The sequence below is a fragment of the Rhizobium johnstonii 3841 genome (assembly GCF_000009265.1).
Classification (GTDB): domain Bacteria; phylum Pseudomonadota; class Alphaproteobacteria; order Rhizobiales; family Rhizobiaceae; genus Rhizobium; species Rhizobium acaciae.
The window spans coordinates 3246128-3266522 of the sequence record NC_008380.1; the positions used below are offsets into that span (position 1 = coordinate 3246128).

Genomic DNA, 20395 nt, shown 5'->3' on the forward strand with positions numbered 1-20395 from the left:
CCGAGACGATGGATGTAAATGGGTCGCGGCAATAAAGACGTTGCATAAGCCCGTCCGAGCGCGAGTTGGGCAGAAGTTGGGGATTGTTAATCAGAAATGCCTAATGTAAATCTTGGCGTGCACAAGTTGTGCGGGAGCTGATTTGCTACAATATCTGGTTATGACATGCGACTAGGGAGGGCCTCGGACATGCGGAAAATTCATGCGGCCCCCTCGGCGCTCGGACAAACAGAGGCAAAAGCTTCGAGCTCGATCGACCGGCTTTTGTTCTTTGACCGCGATTTCAATCCCGTCGAGAATTTGCTGGGCAATGAGCTGCCTGCTTCTGTCAAACCAGCTGCGTCGTTTTGGGAGCATTTTCCAGAATTGGACAAATCGGCGATTACGCTCGCCCTCCGTTCATTGGGTGACAGTGCTCAGCCCTTGCAAATATCGGGGGATCTTGGCGCGCCAGGGTCGCACGGACTGACGATCTATCGGATCGGAGATCTGTTTGCCGTGGTTCGGTCCGAGGAATCTATCGACGATGAGCGCGCAACCCTTTTGCATTTGGCCACCCACGATCCGCTCACTGGACTGCCGAACCGACGCCAGTTCAGCGAGGACCTTGCTGTGTTGTTACGGGAGACCGCAGGCTCGGATGAGACTCTGTCCCTGATGCAACTCGATCTTGACGATTTCAAACCTGTTAACGACACGCTTGGGCATCCGGCCGGCGACAAGCTTCTTCAGCTCGCTGCAAGCCGCATTCAAGAGTGCCTTACCAGGGACGACAGAGCCTATCGACTGGCGGGTGACGAATTCACCGTCATATCAAGGGGCCCGGGACATCCCGCCAAAGGGCACCAGCTAGCGGAAGCTTTGGTTGATGCATTCAAAAAGCCCTTCACGATAGATGGCATCGCGCTATTTGTCGGTACCAGCATCGGCATATCTGCTGCTCCACCGGACGGTACAACTCCGGAGCAGCTGATGAAGGCGTCCGACGTCGCACTCTACGCCGCGAAGAAGGACGGGCGCGGTCGCGCAAGGCCGTTTGATCCCTCAATGCTTGAGTTGCTGGAACAACGCGAACTGCTGCGCCGCAGCCTTCGCATGGCCTTGGTCCAACAACAATTTTTTATTGAGTACCAACCCATCGCCGAGGGCGGCTGCATTGTCGGCTTCGAAGCATTGATCAGATGGCACCACCCCCTCCTTGGAAAAATCCCGCCAACGGCATTTATTCCGATGGCCGAGGCCGATGGAATGATGCCGGAAATAGGTGCATGGGTTTTGGAGCAGGCGTGTCGCGAGGCAATGAAGTGGCCGCAGAACTATATCGTCGCTGTCAATTTGTCAGCGGCTGAATTCTTGACAAGCGGCCTCACCGATAGGGTCTCCCAGACGCTGGACTTGATCGGGTTGCCGCCCGACCGTCTGGAGCTTGAGATAACCGAAAGCGTGCTGCTTGAGCGGACCGTCAACAATATCGACACCCTGAATACTCTGAACGTGCTAGGGATACGAATCTCGCTTGATGATTTCGGGACCGAATATTCTTCGCTGAGCTATCTGAAGACATTCCCGTTCGACACGATCAAAATCGACAAATACTTTATCACCGACCTCGAAAGCGATCTGAAAAGCCAGGCAATCGTCCGCTGCATCGTTAACCTTGCACATGACCTCGACATGCAGGTGACAGCCGAAGGGGTAGAGACGCCAGGTCAGGCGGAATGGTTGCGCAGTGTGGGCTGCGACAGACTTCAAGGCTATTTGATCAGCAGGCCGCTTCCGGTCCAGGCGATTGGCGAGTTCATCACCCGGGCGGACACATCCGTAAGCCCAGCGCTACCACAGTGAACAACCGATTTTCGCCGTGCCTTTAGCTATCGCATGCATCAACCTGACGCCCCAGGCAAAAGAAGGGAGGGTTTATTGGAACAGGAAGCAGCTAGCTTCGATGACCATGCATTTTCGCCGATGGTATCGCTGGAACTGAACGTTGCGATGTTCAAATCCCGATGGCAGTTTTGCGACAAGATTACGGAATATCTCTCAGACATTCTCGGCCAAGGTCACAGCGATCCCGCTCGATATTCCAATTTTCTTTCCGTCGCGACGAACGAGCTCATCGAACTTGCCTTCCGTTCGACGAGCGAGCTGGGAAGGATCAGTTTCAGTCTCTACCGGAATGCGACATTCAATCGGCTGAGAATTACGTTTCCGTGCGAGGAAGCATCTAGCCGAGAGCACACGAGTGCAAGAGCAAGCGAACACCAGCCTGTCCCCGGCGCCGGCTCTGGATACGTGGTGATGAAGTCCGACGGGACGGTTTTGCTTAGTGATTTGGCAGCAATATTCCGCGCCACGATCCGAATTGAGAAAGACGGCAGACAAGGGATTCACATCATTGCGGATTTCCCCTCGATCGAGGACTTCCAATGAGCCTGCTTCCCCTACCCTTCACTGTTCATTTTGATCCGACAAATCAGGAGCTGTTGCTGTCTGGCAAGATGCGCCCCGAAAGCGCCGCTGAAATCACCGACGCCCTCAAGCTGGTGCAGCAAAGTTTGGAAAAATACAGCGGGGTCGTTTACGTCAATGTCAAACGTCTGACGCACATCAACATGACTGCCTTCGCGGCCCTGGCTGATATACTCGCGGCAAGTTCCCGGATCAGACCGGAACGGAAGATCGTCATCATTACGTCGAGCGTGGTGGCATGGTCGACCTCGTTATTCCAAACGCTGGCGGCATCACAACCAAGCCTGTCGGTTGAAGTCTACGATTCGGCGTTTTATCCGGGGCAGAGCTTTGTCGAGGATGAGACTTTCATTCCCATTCTGCGTACCCAGACGAAAATGACATGGAGACACGAACGCGAACTGTTGCCTCGCCACGGCCTGCGCAGCGGTCTTGTCATCGCAGATATCTGTTGCGGAATTGGTGATTTCGCCGCCCTGGTTCAACGGGAATTTAAACCGGCACGCCTTGTCGCGCTGGATCATTCCGTGCGCAGCCTCGAATATGCGCGCAGGGTCGCGGCCGACTTCGATCTGCAGGGAATCGAGTACACCTACGGTGACGCTTCCCAAATGCTGCTGCGAGACAATCAATTTGACTTTGTCACCTGCCGACATTCGCTGCAGATTTTCAACCGTCCCGAGATGCTGCTCAGGGAGCTTTACCGCATCTGCAAGCCTGGCGGCCGTGTCTACATCACCAACGAAAAAAACTCGCATTGTCTGGGCGAGCCACATGCTGAATCCATAAAATGGACTTACGAAGAAGTCGCCAAACTGTTCAAGCACTTCGACATGGATGTCGAGATGGGGCCGAAAAGCCGCCACCTCCTCGCCGACGCGGGCTTCGATAACATCAAGGTCGATTCCTTTATGGTCACGAATCTTGACGGGGATCCCCAGGACTTCGCAGACATCATCGAAGCTTGGGAAAATGTCTACGCGGGTGAGATGGCCGTTCGACGGGGCGACTCATCAGATTTCATTCGTAGGTTCCGGCAAGGATTCAAAGATCATGTCTTTGCTGCTCTTCACCCCAAGGGTTATGCAGGCTGGCCGATCTGGGCAGCTTCCGGCCGAAAGCCACTGTGATGGACAGAAGCTCATCGAAAAGACCGGCAAGACTAGGTTCGTTTCGGGCAAAGTTCATCTTGGTTGTCGGTGGAGCTGTCCTCTTTGATCTGCTGGTCAGCGGCGGACTGGCACTTTGGAATGTTCAGAGGCTGTCGCGCGACGCCACCCTCGAAGTCGGACAGGGTCTGGAAGCAGCAAGCCAGGAATACATCCGCACATATGCCGATTCCACCGCAGCCCAGGTGAGTTTGCTCCTGCGGCAGGTTCATAGCGACGTCGGCACCCTGGCAGGTGTGCTCCAGGCGCAAATCGACGATCCCGAGCGTAATTCCGATGTCGGCGCGGCGATCGCGCGCACATCGCCTGGTAGCGTCAGCCTTGTTTACGACGAGAAGGGAAAATGGTCTCAGAACCTGCCCGGCTCCGCTTCGGTTGTGAGCGTCTGGGGTTACTTGCTCGGACCTGACCATCGGCCGAAACCCGACATCCAGCGCGATCTAGAGACGAGCGCGGTTCTCGACATCGTTGCGCCGAGCCTGCTGCAGCACGGCGCTTCCAAGCTGCAGATGTACTACATCGGACCGAAAGAACGGCCAATCTTCAGGACGGCGCCTTACACCGACCAGGCTCAGACCTTCGATCGCCTTTATTCGGGGCACAACGAAGCCGATTTCTGGGACTTCTTTTTCCCCGGGCTTTACGAGTCCTGGCAGAGCTGGGCCAAGGACGCGAAAACGCGGCCGGTCGCCGACGATATCACGCAGACCGCTCCATATACCGATGCCATTACCGGAAAGCTGATCGTCAGTTTCTTTCATCCATTGTGGACAGCCGACCGGCAGGATGTCGCCGGGACGGCTGGCGCGGACATCACACTCGACCAGCTCGCGCAGATTGTTGAGAATGTGAAAGTGGCCCAGTCCGGCTTTGGATTTCTCGCAATGTCCGACGGAAACGTTGTGGCGATCAACAGCACAGGAGAAAAAACCCTCGGTCTGCGTTCTGCGAGCGATGCGAGCGGAGCCAGCGCCTTGACCGGCCTGGAGCGCTCCCTGAAGGGAAGCTCCCAGCCTGCGATAGCAAAACTGGCCCTTGATCGTGAACTGGGCATCCAACATTTGTTGTTGCAGCAGGAGGGAAACGAGGTCCCCTATATCGTTATCGTCAAGAAACTCCCCGCGACCAATCTCTGGTCCAGCGGCCCGGTTCGGCAAGAGGCGATGTCTCTTGGAGTGGTTGTGCCTGAACGAGAAATCCAGGCCTCCCTCTATGCGGCCCAGGCCAAAATTTCGGAAGCTACCAACCGGATCGTGATCTACCAAATCCTGGCGATCCTAATGTCACTGCTTGTTGTGGCTATAGCAGTAATTGCGGCTTCGAAACGAATAACGAGCGGAATCAGTGCACTTGCAGATGCCGCCAAACGGATTCAGGCGAAGGATTATTCGGTCAGGGTGGCCATAACAACCAAAGATGAGGTCGGCGAGGCTGGTGAAGCATTCAACCGGATGGCCGAACAGATCAGCTATCATACGGAAAATCTCGAGCAGCTTGTCGAAGAGCGAACAGCTCAAATCGAAGATGCAAAGGAAGAGATTTCGACGCTGAACGCACAGCTCCAGCGAGAAAATCGACGTCTCGGAACGGAACTCGCCGTCGCCGAGAGAATCCAGCTCATGGTTCTTCCGCTGCACCAGGAGCTTGAGGAGTTTCAGGCCCTTGAGATCGCAGCCTATATGAGACCTGCAGAAGAAGTCGGCGGCGATTATTACGACGTATTGAAGAGCGGAAATCGGTTGAAGATTGGCATCGGCGACGTCACCGGACACGGGCTCGAAAGCGGCGTGCTGATGTTGATGGTTCAGTCCGTCGCCCGCGCCCTGCAGGAAGCCGGAAACACCGATGCAGTCAAATTTCTCACAGACCTGAACAGCGCCCTGTTTAAAAACATAGTGAGGACCAAAATCGACAAGCATCTCACTCTGGCGTTTCTTGACTACGACGGCAAAGAGATGATCCTGTCGGGACAACACGAGGAAGTTGTCGTCGTGCGGGCGAATGGCGAGGTCGAGCGCATAGACACCATGGATCTGGGTATACCGATCGGGCTGGAAGCCGATATTTCTGCCTTCATTAAAACCCGCGAAATAACGTTCGAGACGGGCGACCTCATACTCCTGCATACGGACGGCGTAACAGAAGCCGAAAACGACGCTGGAGAACTCTTTGGCATCGAACGTCTGTGCCGCGAAGCACTGCGCTTGAAGGACCAGAGCGCTGAGAAGGTCGTTGCCGGAATTGTAACGACATTAATGCTCTTCATCGGATCGCAGAAGATTTACGACGACATCACGCTTCTCGCAGTGCGACATAGGTGAGACATGACGCCAACGGTATATGGTATCGAATCTCTGACGGGCATAAGCTTGAAATCAAGCACTCGCCTCACGTTAAGCGACGGACCGCTTCAGCTTGGATGGAAGCACTCAGGAATGACTTCCGACTTTATAGCGGAGGTCATGGCTCTGCCCTATTCACGTTCAAGAAAAGACTATGTGCAGGCGCATCATGACATCGGATATCTCAGCAACGAGCTGATCGAAAATGCCGTTAAGTTTCGCCAACCTGGGGAAATCCTCATTGAAGCCGGCATATTCGACGGTACTTTTTTAATAAGGGTGAAGAACACGATCGATGGCGTGACATCGTCTCGCTTTCAGCAACTGCTGCATCGCCTTCAATCGAGGGACCCCGGCGAACTTCTTCTTGAGCAAATCGAAACCAATGCCATATCGGCAGAAAGCGGTTCGGGCTTGGGGTTGCTCACCCTTCTGAGCGATTACGATGCAAAAATGGCATGGGCATTCGAAGGGAATAATGACCAGCGTGTCATACTGACGACGACTGCAGCAGTGGCGATGCCGCCCTCCTCCAATCTGTGAGCGAAGAATGGAAATCAGCGACGAAAACTTCCGCGTATGGGCTGAGAAAAACGAGGTCTATTTCGATGGCGTATTCCGGCTGGCGGGACCGGACGCCTATGCGCCCATTTACTCCTTGATATCAGGCCTTCTCCATGAGGGGCACAAACAGGTGACGTTCAACCTGACGGGTCTCGAGTTCCTCAATTCCTCTGGCATAAATCTCCTGGCCAAGCTGACGATTGAAGCCAGAAAGATGGACGACCTCCTGCTCGTCGTCAAAGGCACCAGCCAATATCCTTGGCAAGCGAAATCCCTGCCGAATCTCAAAAAGTTACACCCGCTTGTCGATTTGCGCTTGGCGTGATTTCTCTTTCCGGGGAAGAGCCAATTCACGCTTCGACGCGCCATCATAAATCGAAGCCAACGCCGACAGCCGCCGTGATGGCGCTCCGCGGACCACGCTTGCGCCCTCAGACGCTGCTGAGGAGGAGGCTGGTCTCGCTGTTTGCGACACCGTCGATCATCCGCACCTCGCGTAGAACCCGGTCGAAGTCGGCAAGACTTGCGGCCCGGATATCGGCGACGAGATCCCAGTTGCCATTGGTAGTGTGCAGCGCTGAAATTTCCGTCAGGCCGCGCAGCTTTCGTATGACCTGGGTCGTCGATTTGCCGACGACCTCGACCATCATCACGGCACGCACGGCGTTGACGTCGTAGTCCTCCCGCACTCGGACGGTGAAGCCGAGCAACGTACCCGTCTCCAACAGGCGATCCAGCCGGTTCTGAACTGTGCCGCGTGCGACACCGAGTGCATCGGACAGCTTGCTCAAGGAAGCGCGGCCGTCGGCGCGCAGGTGAGCGATAATCCGCCGATCCAGATCGTCGGGTGCGTATTTCGCGATAGTCATATTGCCCCCCTGTAATTTCGCGCAAATGAACTGAACGAATTGCACAATTTGCTGCCAGAATTAGCACAGATTTGAGCTTTCGGCCAACATGCGGGACAGTTAATCTTTCTCCTCGAGCATATGCAGGAGGAATTCAGCATGTCGTCACCCCTTCCATCGGAAAAAGCTCTCGTACCCTTCGTCAGCGTCGAGAACATGATGCGTCTTGTCCACCACATTGGCATCGAAACCGTTTTGACCGAACTCACCGACGTCATCGAGGCGGATTTCCGTCGCTGGGGATCGTTCGACAAAACCCCGCGCGTTGCCTCTCACTCCGGCGAAGGCGTGATCGAGCTGATGCCGACCTCGGACGGCGAAATCTACAGCTTCAAATATGTGAACGGCCATCCGAAGAACATGGCGCAAGGCCTGCAGACCGTGACGGCTTTCGGCCTTCTGGCGGAAGTTTCGACCGGCTATCCGGTGCTGCTCACCGAAATGACCCTGCTGACGGCACTGAGAACCGCCGCGACTTCGGCCATGGCCGCGCGGTACCTCGCACCCAGGGGTGCCCGCACCATGGCCATGATCGGCAATGGCGCCCAGGCGGAATTCCAGGCGCTTGCCATGAAAGCCGTCTGCGGCATCGATCACATCAGGCTTTACGACATCGATCCGCTGGCGACGGAAAAGATGGTCCGCAACCTTTCAGGCACAGGGCTGAAGGTGACCGCCTGCAGTTCGTCCCAATCGGCCATCGAAAATGCCGATATCATCACGACCTGCACCGCCGACAAGCAGTACGCGACGATATTGACTGACAACATGGTCGGCGCTGGCGTCCATATCAATGCCATCGGCGGAGACTGCCCGGGCAAGACCGAATTGCATCGCGACATCCTGTTGCGCGCCGACACCTTTGTCGAATATCCGCCACAGACCCGCATCGAGGGCGAGATCCAGCAGATGGATGCCGACTATCCCGTCACCGAATTCTGGCAGGTCGTGACGGGACAGGCGACCGGCCGCCGCGATGCCAGCCAGATCACCCTGTTCGACAGCGTCGGTTTCGCGATCGAGGATTTTTCCGCTCTTCGTTATGTCCGTGACAGGCTCAAGGGGACCGGGCTTTACCAGGACCTCGATATCATCGCCGACCCGGACGATCCGCGCGACCTGTTTGGCATGTTGCAGCGAGCAAAGCAGGCATAGGAGCACGATGATGCCAAGACATGTCACATATTCCGTCCAGGCAGCCCCCGCTGTCGTCATGGTCCGGCCGCACCACTTCACCGTGAATACCGAGACGGCTATCGACAACCTGTTCCAGTCCAGCCCGGATGCGACGGAAGACCTTTCACTGGCGGCCTATGACGAAATCACCCGGGCGGCCGATGTGCTTAGAAGCCATGGCGTGAACGTGCATCTTTTCGACGACACCGGTACCGAGACACCGGATTCGGTCTTTCCCAACAACTGGTTTTCCACCCATGCCGGGGGGGCATGTGGCGATCTATCCGATGAAGGCCGTCAGCCGCCGGCACGAGCGGCGCAGCGACGTCCTCGAAATGCTGAAGAGCCAGTATCGGGTGCAGGAGGTGATCGACTATTCCGGCCTCGAGCCGGACGGATTGTTTCTCGAGGGCACCGGCGCCATGGTTCTCGATCACATCGATCGGGTGGCCTATGCCGTCCGCGCCGACCGCACCGATCCAATCGCGCTGGAGCGCTTCTCGACCCACTTCAACTGAGAGCCGATGGTATTCGACGCACGCGATGGAAACGGCGTCGCCGTCTACCACACCAATGTCCTGATGTGCATCGCCACCGATTTCGCCATGATCGGACTGGAGATGATGACCGATGCGGCAAGACGGCGGGAGGTCGTTCTAAGACTGGAGCGCTCCGGCCGCGGCGTCATCGCACTCACCAACGATCAGATCGCCTCCTTCGCCGGCAACGCTCTCGAACTCCAGGGAAATGCGGCGCGTATCCTTGCGCTCTCGACCACGGCGCTTGCATCCCTAAGCCGGGATGAACGCAACACGATCGAGGAAAGCGCCGAACTGGTCGCGCTTGATATCCCTACCATCGAGCGCGCCGGTGGATCGGTCCGCTGCACGCTCGCAGGCATCCATCTGACGCCGCGATGATTGCGTGACGACGCCAAATCGAGGAAGCCCCTTTCTCAGGCCGACCGGAAAACCCTGAGCAGCAATGAGCTCAAACCGATGGCCTCTCTGGGCCTAGAGGAATCGTTAAGCATTTCAGGCCATCTAAGACCATTGCCGGGGCCGGCATCGGACCTCGGTCCGATGTGCAACGCGCGATCACCGTCTAACCTCTCGTATCTGTTCAAGCCTTGCATCTGCACGGCGCTTGATCCGACTTGGAGGAAAACAATGCGGATAGCAACCTTAGCGTCCTTGGCCGCGCTTTCGCTGGCTCTTGCAGCAAGCCCGGCAACGATTGCCGGAATCGACATGACCGCACAGGCAAAGAGCGGTGGAAACGGTGGCGGCAACGGTGGGGGCAATGGCGGCGGTCACGGCGGCAGTGGAAACAGCGGCAACCATGGCAGCAGCAGCCAGGGTAGCGGTTCAACCCATGGCAACTCCAAATCTCAAGGCGTGAAAGGCAAATCCACCGAGGCGGCAAGCAAGTCCAAGTCCGTCAAGGCAGACGAGACCAAAGTCAGCACCAAACAAAAGAACCTGTCGGCGCAACTTGCGGGCCTGAACTCCTTGAAGCGAAACTACAAGGCGTTGATGCATACGTCGGACCCACGCATGACGGCCATCGCGGCCTATGCCGTGGCTTATGCCCAGTATGAACTCGACAACGGAATCGAGCCCGCGGCCGATGACCCTCTGTTGGGGGACGAGGCGCTGGAGGACGCATTGGCTGCCGCAACGAAAACCGGTGAAGTCAGTCCGGCGGTTCTGAACCAGGCCAAAACCATCCTCGGGGTTGGCGACGCAAACGGGAAGATCGATCAAATCCGCACCTCTCTGGAGAACGCTGCGCCGGCGACATCAGACGAATAGCCGATAAATCAGTTGCGAGCGGTGTGGAGCTGACAAGTATGGCTCCGCACTAAACTACGAAGAGCATCACCGTTTTGTTTGAGTACGGAGATGCTCTTTTTTTGCATATTTTCGAACGCAAACCGCTGCGCAGCGAGCGAGGCCCGATTATAAGCCCCCGCTAAGTCGCTGTTCTTTGGAACCATCGGCACGCTTGTCGACTGGACGCGGTCCTGGTTGAACTTGTAGGCGGTGTGCACTTGCACCTGGACAAAGAATCCTGAATTCGGTGTGGAGGACCAGCGGTCCTGCCAGGCATGGCAACTAGGCGCCATTTACTGACATTGACGCGCCGAGCCGGATGACGTCCGTGTTCACGGCACCTGCACGATGCGGCCACTACCCTTGATCTCTGCACGCCGCATCGCCGGATGCCCCGACAACTCGACATTGCCGCTCCCGGAAATCGAAACATCCGCATCTACCTTTGCGGTCACCTTTGCATCGCCGCTCCCTCGGATTTTCACCCTCGCCGACTGCGCAGTCAGGCCTTCAAACCGGGCTTCGCCAGAGCCGGAAATGCTGAGATTAACTGCGTCTGCAATTCCGGTCGCGGAGGAGTTTCCGCTGCCCTTGATGTTCACCTGAAGCTCCGGCTGGTTGATCTGCGACAGAGTCAGGTCGCTATTGCCGAGCAAATCCCATCTGGTGATGGCTGGCCCCGATAGCTTGACATCGAGCTGCGACGCAGACCAGCCAGGCGCGCAACCCAGGCCCAGTCGGCCGGATTCGATGCGCAAGTGACTGAGCAGCGCTGAGTCTCCGCTGACGACAATCTCTGCCTTTTCCCCCGGCCGGTAGTGTATGGAGCCGGGCAAGTCGATCACCAGCCTGTCGCCCGCAATAAAAGGCAGCGTAATTTGCTGCTGCGTGCCGCTCGCAGGCTCGCACGTCGATCCCCCTTTCCATAAATATGCTGCGCTGGCCCAGCCAGATCCGGAAAGAACGGTTCCGAGCGTCAGAAAGGCGGCAGCACCGATCAGTCCACCTGTCGCGATGAATGCCAGTGTGCGGGTCATGTCTCGTCCCTTCGATAACTTTGGTTGAAATTCTCAGTTGCCGAGCCGATCCGGCCGGACCAGACGGAAATGCAATCGCGCATACTGGCCGAGTACGTGGATACCGGCCCCCAGCCCCATTAGAAGCAAAGCGCCGCCTCCGAGGAAGCCGCTCACAAGTCCAGCGCCGATACAAAGGCGGGCCAGCAGAGCCATCAACGCGTCACCTGGGTTAAAGAGCAAAGCCGTGACAATGACATTCAATCCGGCTGCTCCAATCGCCAACAGTCCAGCCGCAAACCCCACCGCCAGTAGAATTGCCAGTAACAACAACGGCAGCAGGACAAGCAGATCGACAATAGCCAGTCCGGCCAGTGCCATGGCCGCAGCGATAAGGTTCGAGAGGCTCCAATGCTTTTCGAAACGCCTCAGTCCGATGTCGGCCAGCAGTTCCCGCGCGATCCTGGCAGGCTCACCGAGTGCCGAGACCACCTCCGCCTCGCTGCGTCCCCGGCTCTCGGATTCGGCAAAATGGGCCGAATAGTCGGACATGATTTCTTCGATCTCTTCGCCTGGAAGACCGCGAAGCCCAAGCCGCAGCGTGTTCAGAAAGGCATCCCTGGTCATGATAAATCCTCAAGAAGTTTATCGACGGCCGCCGTAAAGGAGCGCCAGTCGCTGCGATGCGCCTCGAAAACGGTCTCACCGAGCGGCGTGAGCCGATAGTATTTGCGGGGCGGCCCGCTGCTGGATTCGACAAGTCGGGTGGCCACAAGGCCATCATTCTGCATGCGGCGCATCAGGGGATAGATAGTCCCTTCGCCCATGCCGACGGCCGCGACCAAGGTGCTGGCGATTTCATAGCCATAGCTCTCACCCCGTGACAGCACGGCAAGGACGCACAGATCGAGCGCGCCTTTTCTCAGTTGGATTTGGATCGAGTCAACCATGTCATTTCCAGTATTTACAGACTGTTTATAACACGCTACCTGTTATTGCAAGATAGTGAACCAACTTCGCCAAATTTCTCGTTCTCGACACGAGCCGCGCGGTGAAAGGCCGGGCCGCCGCATAATTCTCTCGGATCGGAGCAATCACCATGACACGCATATGCTTGGCCCTCGCGGCCGCTTCTTGTCTCACTATGTCGACTGCGCAGGCGGCAGGCCTGAAATACCTTCACATCCCGGGCGGGCGGGATGGTCCGGCAATCGACGCGGCGATGTGGTCGCCTTGCATAAAAGCGCCTGAAGAAGTGCAGATCAGAGCGCTTACGATTCCAGCGGTTCCGGATTGCCCGATTGCTGGAGAAGGGTTGCCGCTCGTGATTATTTCGCACGGCTATGGCGGCTGGTATCTTGGCCATCATGACACGGCCGAGGCCTTGGCCGATTCCGGCTTTGTCGTGGTCGCCATCAATCATCCGCATGCAAACTATGCCGATATGAGCCGCGGGAATGGCTTGAGCGCCCTGATCGGACGACCCGTCGATATCAAGCGAACCATTGATTTCATGCTCACCGGCTTCCCGGATTCCGCCAAGATCGATCCGCAAAAGATCGGCTTCTATGGCTTCTCCCAGGGCGGCTATACTGGTCTTGTTCTTGCTGGGGCCAATCCAGATTTCAGCAAGTTGCCGCCGCGTTGCGCCGACCCGAAAGCAGACGGCTGCCCACAGGCCAATCAAACCCGCTCCCCGCAACAACCTCCGTTGCCCCAGACGCTAACGCATGATTCCCGCATCAGGGCGATGGTGGTCGCAGACCCTCTCAGCATCGTCTTTCAGACTACAGATAGCGTGAGGGACATCACGATTCCGCTTCAGCTATGGGGATCGGAGCTGGGAGGGGGTGGCGGCGCATCGCCGGAAAATGTGGCGACACTTGCGCGTGTATTGCCGGAAAAGCCTGACTTCCGAATCGTCCCCAACGGCGTCCATCTGTCGTTTTTGACGATGTGCCCTAAAACCCAACTGTCTTCGGACGTGTGCATCGATGCTCCGGGCTTCGACCGTGCCGCTTTCCACAGGGAGTTCAATGCTGAAGTGGTCGCGTTCTTCCGGCGAAATCTAGGGGAGTGAACTGCCTTGTGATACGAACGGCTTAGGTTTTCACGTCTGGCTTTCCTTTGCGGAGCACGATCATTCATTGTGGAGCTTTCAGCCACGGCCAAGTGTCCGCTTCGGTGGAGCTTCGCCAGACCACGTCGAACGGAACGTCTCGACGGCACCCGGACATCATTCTTCAAGCCGGTTCCTGGCTTTCGCCTGCGCATCGCGGATCAGACCCGAGTACAGTTGCTCCTTGCCGGGATACCATGGCATCGTGCTTATGGAGGAAAAGCCTGGGATAGCTTCCATGTGGGTAAACATACGTCGGCGCATCGCTTCGTCGGGAAGTGGGCCGCGCATCGCCTGAAGATTGTCACTCATGTGGTCCGGGTTGGAAGTACCACACAGGACACAGGTTACGGCGGGATGGGCCATGACCCACTTCAGAAAGAATTGCGCCCAGGTTTTCGCGCCGAACTCGTTTGCGAACTCCGGTAACGGCTGGCCTTCGACGACTTTGAGCAATCTGGCCTTTTCAAGCGGCAGATTGATCAGGATGGCGACACCGTTGTCTGCGGCCGATGGCAGGAGACGCCTTTCGGCATTCCTGTCGAAGATGGAATAGTTGGTCTGCACGAAGTCGACCTCACCGCTTTCGATGAATTTCGTGAGAGCCTCCTGGGCCGAAGCCTCGTGATGCGTGATACCGACGTGCTGAATTTTCCCTTCCTTTTTCCATGAACGAAGGAGCGGAACGACGACCTGCGCATTTGTGATACTGTGACATTGCATCAGGTTGATCGTGTCACGCCATGTCCGCAGCCTCGACTGCTGAAAGCTTTCCTCCGCATGGCTCTCGTCGCCCAGATATTCTCCCGTCGCCCAGATTTTGTTTGTCAGGAAGATTTCGGACGCCTCGGGCATCTCCGCCATGAACTGACCAACGCTGACCTCGGCAGACCCATACAAGGGCGAGGTATCAACGACGCGGCCGCCACCGGCGACATAGCGCCTGAACACCTCCCGCAGGTCGTCCCGCGCTTCACCCGGTCGACGGTCGAATGTCAGGAATGTGCCAAGTCCGAGGGCTGTGAGCCGCTCTCCGGTTTTCGGCACCGTGCGCGTCAGGACGGGCTCCGTTGCCGGCGTCGATGGGAGCGGCGCATCGCCTGTCGTGTCTTGTGCCTTTGTTTCTGCTGCGATCGCTGCGCTCGCGGCAGTCAGCCCCATCGCCCCCAGAAAGCGCCGCCGACCGATTGTCGTTCGGGTCATGAGAAAACCTCCAGTTGGATTTCTGGTCAAAACTGCCAGCCCGCCGGGACCCAGGCGTAACCCATGTCGGTCTTGAGCATTCGTCCCAGCCCCGGGAACGGGTAGTGAAACCCGAGAACGAGGAGCCTATCGGTCGCGGCCATATCGAATATGCGGCGGCGCGACGCGAGCGCGGTATCCTTGTCTCTGTCAGGTCCGGGTCGCCATGGATGGTCGATATTGACGACCGGGTGATAGGCAAGGTCCGTAGTGAGGAGCAGTTGGTCGTTTCCTGAGTGGACCAGGAATGTTGCCATGCCAAGCGTATGTCCGGGCGCAGCTATCGTGGTGAGGCCCGGCACGATTTCCGCACCTGCCTCGTAGAGCTCGATGTCCTTTGCGATCGGCTCGACACTCCGTTTGATCGCTGCTGCAAACCGGTCACGAAAGTCCCTTGGTACCGGCATGTAGGAGAGATCGGGATCGTTGCGCACAAAAAAATCCCAGTCTGCCCGGGGTGCGTAGACGGTGGCATTGGGAAACGCTTTTTTGCCTTCGGAAGTGCTGAGATTGCCGACGTGATCAGGATGCGTGTGGGACACCACGATCGTATCGATATCGCCTGCATCGAGACCGATGGCGGCGAGATTGTCGAACACACGCCCCGCATTCGGTCCCATCGTGGCCCCGGCTCCCGCCTCAAGCAATATCCGCCTGTCGCCGACCTCCAGCAGCAGCGTGTTGAGTTGAAGTGTCATGTGATCGGTAGGAAGGAAAGCGCGACGAAGGACCTCCTGCAGCTCAGCCTCCGGAGCATCGTTGGCATAGACCGTCGGTGGGCCGCCGATCACGCCATCGCTCAAAACTGTCGCTTTGATCTGCCCGACCCGAAATCGATAATATCCAACATTACGGGCGTCCGGGCTCTGCACCTGCGCATTGCCTGATCCGGCTGAACCTCCGAGCAGCAGAGCGGCCGTTCCAGCAACCGCTGAAACCATGACCGTTCGCCGGTTCAATGTGAGTCGATCCATTGCTTTTCCTTTCAGTCGACAATCCGCATGTGCGGTTGAGGTATTTAGATGACCTCAAATCACTGCGCTGATAAGACGAGCAAATCTACGCAGCTTGATAAGGTAAGCTTCGCAATGGATCAGTTTCGCTTGGATAGCCTGGATGTTTTTGCGGCGATCGTCAGGTGCGGCGGATTCAGGGCCGCCGCCCTGGAGCGAGGCGTTTCATCATCAGCACTCAGCCAGACAATCAACGCTTTGGAAGAGGCGCTCGGCATCCGCCTGCTCAACAGGACAACAAGAAGCGTTTCGCCGACGGAGGCGGGACAGCGTCTCTTGCAACGCCTCGGTCCAGCTTTGACGGACATCCGCCTCGCAGTCGATGACCTTAACCAGTTAAAGGAAAACCCGTCCGGCACCCTTCGCATCAATGCGCCAGGCCCCGCAATCGATCACCTGCTCTGTCCGGCAATGTTCACCTTTATGGACACATACCCCGACATCAAGGTCGAGCTCATCAGCGATGCAGCGGTCATCGACATCGTCGAGCAAGGCTTTGACGCGGGCGTTCGGTTCGGAAAGCAACTGGCACAAGATATGATCGCAGTACCGCTGGGACCATCGCTTCGATACGCGATCGTGGCGTCGCCGGACTATATTGCAAAACATGGCCTGCCTCTGACCCCCAATGATCTCGCCGGCCACAACTGCATTCGACGACGATTTCCCGGCGGCACGCTGGTATCCTGGAAATTTGAAAAAGGCGGAGACGCCCTCGAAGTCTTGCCGGAGGGGCGATTGACGGTGAGTTCCGCACACAACGAACTGCAGGCCGCTGTCGCCGGATGCGGATTGGCCCATATCTTCGAGGACTACGCCACACCCGACCTGACGAACGGCCGGTTGACGGAGGTTCTGAAGGACTGGACCCCCCTTTTGCCAAGCTGGTATCTTTATTACCCGAGCAAAAGACATTCCAGCGCCGCCATGCGAGAACTGGTGAGCTTCTTGCGCTCCTACGATTGGAAGCTGTCCCGGATGCCGTAATTGAACAGTCATGCCCTACGCCTGACTCGCTTCTCGACCTGAAAGGACAACGCCGACTTTGAAAGATCGTGATCGGCGTCTGCGCTATGAATGACTCCTTCCGCTGGCAGTCCTCTCCATCATGCTCGGGATCGACCGGAGCATCTACAATATCACCCGTCAGCGCCCGTGATATGGATCCTCGGCTCAAGGCCGAGGACGACGGAGAATGCAGCAGCAGCCCTCGCCAAGCTTTCGCCTGGCGAGCGCAACTCACCCCGCGAGCTCGATGATCGCGCAGCCGTAGCCTTCGAGATCGAGCCTACCGGCAACCGGTTTTTCGTCATCGAGGAGATCACGGCCAGCGGGAACGCCGCCGATGGCGGCCGGCTGGTCGGTGTAGTTCTGGATGAACAGCAGCCGCCGGTCGTCATTCATCCGCATGGTCACCTCGACGCCCTCGGGAAGGTCGCCGAGTAACGGCTCGATGCCGACGGGTGCAAACAGCCGCTCGGCAAGCGCTGCCGTCAGATCCGGGGTGAGATAGGTGCCGACATAGACCACCTGCCCCTTGCCGATTTTACGCGACGTCGCCATCGGCTGGCCCTCGGCATAGCGGTTGGACCAGGCCGCAACTACCTCGACATCGCTTGCGATCGCCAGGTTTTCATAGAAATAGCCGCCGACCAGTTCGCGGTTGCCGATCTTGAAGCGGCGTTCGCGGCGGTGCGATTCCGCCGGCTTGTTCGGCGGAATCACAAGCCCGCCCGAACGTTCCATCACATCGAAAAGCCCATTGGCGCCGGGGGCGGCGAGACGGCCGAAATCCTCGACACGCACGCCCGTGAGCTGGGATAGCGACGTGCCGGGCGCGGTCTCGCGGATGACGTGATTGTCTTCGTTGCGCGTGCCGGTGCGCGCGCCGATGACAACGGTGCCGCCGTGCTCGGCGAAGGATTTCAGCCTTTCAGTCCATTCGTCCTTCCACATCACCCAATGGGGCACATAGAGCAGCTTCAGCTTGGAAAGATCGTCCTCGGGATGAATGAAGCCGCAGGCGATGCCGCGGTCGTAGCAATATTGGTGCAGCAGGACCGCATCGTCCTGCGGGCTCGGCAGGCCGATCGGATAGGTCTTGTGCGCTTCCTGATTGTCGAAATCGGAGCCGGCGATGCCGACATCCATGCGCACATAGGTGCCGAGGATCTTGTCCTTCAGCGCCGTCATTTCGGTCGCGAAGCGCTTGGCCTCCTCATAGCGGTGGCGGCCGATATCGTCATGATCGATGATGCCCATCCAGTAGATCTCGGCGCCGAAATGAGCGGGCCGCCAGCGGAAGAACATCAGTCCATCGGCGCCATGGGCAACCGAGGAAAGCGCCATGCGGCGCAGCTCCCCCGGCTCCGGCGTCAGCGTGCAGAAGCCCGGCTGGCTGCCGAAGCCCGATTGCTGCTCGGGCACGATGTAGTTGCCGGAGAAGCCGCGGCAGATATCGAGGTGCAGCGCCTGGACCTTGGCGTGGTTTCCGAGCCGCTGGAACTCGTCATAGAGCATTGGATAGATGTCGTAGCCGACGAAATCGAGATCGGTGGTGAACTGGCCGCGGAAATCGATATCCCGAAGACCGCCGAGATTGTGAAAGACGAACCAGGAAGGCTTCACGGCCCGCAGGATCTCGACCTGATCGTGCTGGAAGCGCGCCGTCGAGAAGGCCAGAAAGCGATGATAATCCTGCAGATGGCCGGGGCTCGGAAAGGTCGGGCCGAACTCGATCGGCAGCACCACCTGGTCGAAGCCGTCATAGGCCGTCGCCCAGAAATCGCCGCCCCACGCCGTATTGAGCTTGCCGATCTCGCCATATCTGCCGGCAAGAAAGGCCTGGAATTCGGAAAGCGTCGCCTTCGAAAAGCTCTCCGGCATGCTGGTGTTCAGCTCGTTGTCGGTCTGCCAGCCGACGACAAAAGGATTGTCGCGATAATGCTCGGCCATCGCTTTGGTAATCCGCCGGCTGTGTTCGCGAAAGACCGGACTTGCCGTGTCGCAGTGCTGGCGCGAGCCATGGCTCATCGGCCGCCCCTTGCCGTCGACCCTTAAGATCTCCGGATGCGCCACGGTCAGCCAGCGCGGCGGCGTTGCCGTCGGCGTGCACATGATCGTGTCGATGCCGTAGCGCCCGAGCATGGCGATGGCACGATCGAACAGGTCGAAATCGAAGGTGCCGAGCTTCGGCTCGAGAATATGCCAGGCGAATTCGGCCATTCTGACCACGTTGAAGCCGGCCTTCGCCATGCGCTCGGCATCGCGCTCCCAGTAGCTTTCATCGACGTGCTCGGGATAATGCGGGGCGCCGACGAGGAAGCGGTCGGTCTTGACGGGGTTCCATACGGAGAGGGTCTTGTCGGACACGGTGATGTTTCCTGTTATCTGTCGAGGATCGTCTTGCGGGCGCTGATCGTGCGTCCGCCATCGGGTGAGAAGAGATAGAGTTCGTTGGCGTCGAGCTTCAGCGCCACGTTCTGGTCGGTGGCAAAAGGCGCGACGTAGCTGAGCTGCACCGTGATGTTGCCGGTGCCGCTTTCCGAGGCGATGGTCCTGAGATTTCCGGCGTCGACATAGAGAATGGTTTCGCGCCCGAGATGCTCGACCAGTCGGACCGCACCGTTGATCGCTCCACCCTGCGCCCCGTCGGCGACCATCGATATGTTTTCCGGCCTCACACCGAGAGTCAGGCTGGCGCCCTTCGCCAGCACCGTCGCCTCCGCCAGTTCCACCGTCACCGGCACGAGGCCCGGTGCGGAGACCGTGATATTGCGACCGGACACTTCGTCGACGGCAACGCCGAGGAAGTTCATCCGCGGGGCACCGAGAAAGCCTGCGACGAAGAGGTTATCAGGGTTGCGGTAGAGCTCGAGCGGCGAGCCGACCTGCTCGATCACCCCCTGGTTCAAGACGACGATCCGGCTTGCCATGGTCATGGCCTCCACTTGGTCGTGGGTGACATAGACCATGGTGGCGCCGAGTTCGGCATGCAGGCTGCTGAGCTCGACGCGCATCTGGGTTCGAAGTGCCGCATCGAGGTTCGACAGCGGCTCGTCGAAGAGGAACACGTCGGGCGAACGGGTGATCGCCCGGCCGATCGCCACGCGCTGTCGCTGGCCGCCGGAGAGCTGCTTCGGCCGCTTCTCCAGCTGGTCGGTGATCCTCAGGATCTTGGCGGCGCGCGCCACGGCCGCCTCGATCTCGGCCTTCGGGCGCTTGGCCATGCGCAAACCGAAGCCCATATTCTCCGCCACCGTCATATGCGGATAGAGCGCGTAGGACTGGAAGACCATGGCGATGCCGCGATCGCCTGGCTCCTGTTTGCTGACGTCGCGGCCGTTGATCAGGATCTGGCCGGAGGAGATCTCCTCCAGGCCGGCGATCGTCTTCAGCAGCGTAGACTTGCCGCAGCCGGAGGGGCCGACCATGACGATGAACTCGCCTTGCGCTACGGAAAGATCGATGCCGCGCAGCGCGTGATAGGCGCCGTAATTCTTGTTGATCTGTCGGAGTTCGAGACTGGTCATGCGTCCTGGC

General features: G+C 58.1%; 18 protein-coding genes and 1 pseudogene. 11 read left to right on the plus strand and 8 right to left on the minus strand.

Annotated elements, in window-relative coordinates; all coding sequences use genetic code 11:
- The first annotated feature begins 189 nt into the window (after positions 1-189).
- The 6 genes from RL_RS15935 (at position 190) to RL_RS15960 (ending at position 6869) form a co-directional block, all read left to right on the plus strand.
- Entirely contained in the window at positions 190-1845 is a 1656-nt protein-coding gene (locus tag RL_RS15935; RefSeq protein ID WP_011652597.1) for a putative bifunctional diguanylate cyclase/phosphodiesterase, read from the plus strand.
- 75 nt (positions 1846-1920) lie between these two features.
- Entirely contained in the window at positions 1921-2430 is a 510-nt protein-coding gene (locus RL_RS15940; protein WP_041936384.1) for a hypothetical protein, read from the plus strand.
- Positions 2427-3599: a class I SAM-dependent methyltransferase gene (locus RL_RS15945; RefSeq protein ID WP_011652599.1), complete on the plus strand. Its 1173-nt coding sequence runs from the start codon at positions 2427-2429 to the stop codon at positions 3597-3599. The genes RL_RS15940 and RL_RS15945 overlap by 4 nt, the downstream gene beginning before the upstream one ends.
- The gene (locus RL_RS15950; RefSeq protein WP_011652600.1) at positions 3596-5959 is read left to right on the plus strand and encodes a SpoIIE family protein phosphatase; all 2364 of its coding nucleotides are present in this window, start codon (positions 3596-3598) and stop codon (positions 5957-5959) included. Before RL_RS15945 ends, RL_RS15950 begins: the two co-directional genes overlap by 4 nt.
- A 3-nt stretch (positions 5960-5962) precedes the next feature.
- Positions 5963-6523 carry a slr1658 superfamily regulator gene (locus RL_RS15955; RefSeq protein ID WP_011652601.1) on the plus strand — a complete coding sequence of 187 codons (561 nt, stop codon included), beginning with the start codon at positions 5963-5965 and terminating at the stop codon, positions 6521-6523.
- A 7-nt stretch (positions 6524-6530) separates the two neighbouring features.
- On the plus strand, positions 6531-6869 hold the full coding sequence (locus tag RL_RS15960; protein ID WP_003541035.1) for a slr1659 superfamily regulator: 339 nt from the start codon (positions 6531-6533) through the stop codon (positions 6867-6869).
- A gap of 106 nt (positions 6870-6975) precedes the next feature.
- Here the strand turns inward: RL_RS15960 and RL_RS15965 are convergent, their stop codons facing one another.
- Positions 6976-7413 carry an Lrp/AsnC family transcriptional regulator gene (locus tag RL_RS15965; protein WP_028740977.1) on the minus strand — a complete coding sequence of 146 codons (438 nt, stop codon included), beginning with the start codon at positions 7411-7413 and terminating at the stop codon, positions 6976-6978.
- A 138-nt stretch (positions 7414-7551) separates the two neighbouring features.
- On the opposite strand from RL_RS15965, the gene RL_RS15970 reads away from it, so the two are divergent.
- From RL_RS15970 to RL_RS15980, 3 genes and pseudogenes are all read left to right on the plus strand, one after another.
- Entirely contained in the window at positions 7552-8607 is a 1056-nt protein-coding gene (locus RL_RS15970; RefSeq protein ID WP_011652603.1) for an ornithine cyclodeaminase, read from the plus strand.
- Positions 8608-8614: 7 nt separating this feature from the next.
- Positions 8615-9548, plus strand: a pseudogene (gene ctlX, locus RL_RS15975) (citrulline utilization hydrolase CtlX).
- A 249-nt stretch (positions 9549-9797) separates the two neighbouring features.
- Positions 9798-10442, plus strand: coding sequence for a hypothetical protein (locus RL_RS15980; protein WP_011652604.1), 645 nt, complete (start codon positions 9798-9800; stop codon positions 10440-10442).
- A gap of 353 nt (positions 10443-10795) precedes the next feature.
- On the opposite strand, the gene RL_RS15985 is transcribed toward RL_RS15980, so the two are convergent.
- The 3 genes from RL_RS15985 to RL_RS15995 are packed head-to-tail and all read right to left on the minus strand — an operon-like array spanning position 10796 to position 12429.
- Entirely contained in the window at positions 10796-11500 is a 705-nt protein-coding gene (locus tag RL_RS15985; protein ID WP_011652606.1) for a GIN domain-containing protein, read from the minus strand.
- A 33-nt stretch (positions 11501-11533) separates the two neighbouring features.
- Positions 11534-12106, minus strand: a complete 573-nt coding sequence (locus RL_RS15990) for a DUF1700 domain-containing protein (protein ID WP_011652607.1) — start codon at positions 12104-12106, stop codon at positions 11534-11536.
- Positions 12103-12429: a PadR family transcriptional regulator gene (locus tag RL_RS15995; protein ID WP_011652608.1), complete on the minus strand. Its 327-nt coding sequence runs from the start codon at positions 12427-12429 to the stop codon at positions 12103-12105. Before RL_RS15995 ends, RL_RS15990 begins: the two co-directional genes overlap by 4 nt.
- Before the next feature lie 149 nt (positions 12430-12578).
- Here RL_RS15995 and RL_RS16000 point away from each other — a divergent pair, with 149 nt between their 5' ends.
- Positions 12579-13559, plus strand: coding sequence for an alpha/beta hydrolase family protein (locus tag RL_RS16000; protein WP_011652609.1), 981 nt, complete (start codon positions 12579-12581; stop codon positions 13557-13559).
- A gap of 156 nt (positions 13560-13715) precedes the next feature.
- Here RL_RS16000 and RL_RS16005 read toward each other — a convergent pair whose 3' ends face one another.
- On the minus strand, positions 13716-14801 hold the full coding sequence (locus tag RL_RS16005; protein WP_011652610.1) for an aldo/keto reductase: 1086 nt from the start codon (positions 14799-14801) through the stop codon (positions 13716-13718).
- 26 nt (positions 14802-14827) lie between these two features.
- The gene (locus RL_RS16010; RefSeq protein WP_011652611.1) at positions 14828-15814 is read right to left on the minus strand and encodes an MBL fold metallo-hydrolase; all 987 of its coding nucleotides are present in this window, start codon (positions 15812-15814) and stop codon (positions 14828-14830) included.
- A 48-nt stretch (positions 15815-15862) separates the two neighbouring features.
- Between RL_RS16010 and RL_RS16015 the strand changes: the two genes are divergently transcribed.
- Positions 15863-16840, plus strand: coding sequence for a LysR family transcriptional regulator (locus RL_RS16015; protein ID WP_086935555.1), 978 nt, complete (start codon positions 15863-15865; stop codon positions 16838-16840).
- A gap of 252 nt (positions 16841-17092) precedes the next feature.
- Here the strand turns inward: RL_RS16015 and RL_RS16020 are convergent, their stop codons facing one another.
- Together RL_RS16020 and RL_RS16025 are read right to left on the minus strand one after the other, a co-directional pair.
- Entirely contained in the window at positions 17093-19225 is a 2133-nt protein-coding gene (locus RL_RS16020; RefSeq protein WP_011652613.1) for a beta-galactosidase, read from the minus strand.
- Between the two features lie 14 nt (positions 19226-19239).
- On the minus strand, positions 19240-20385 hold the full coding sequence (locus tag RL_RS16025) for an ABC transporter ATP-binding protein (RefSeq protein ID WP_011652614.1): 1146 nt from the start codon (positions 20383-20385) through the stop codon (positions 19240-19242).
- Positions 20386-20395: the final 10 nt, after the last annotated feature.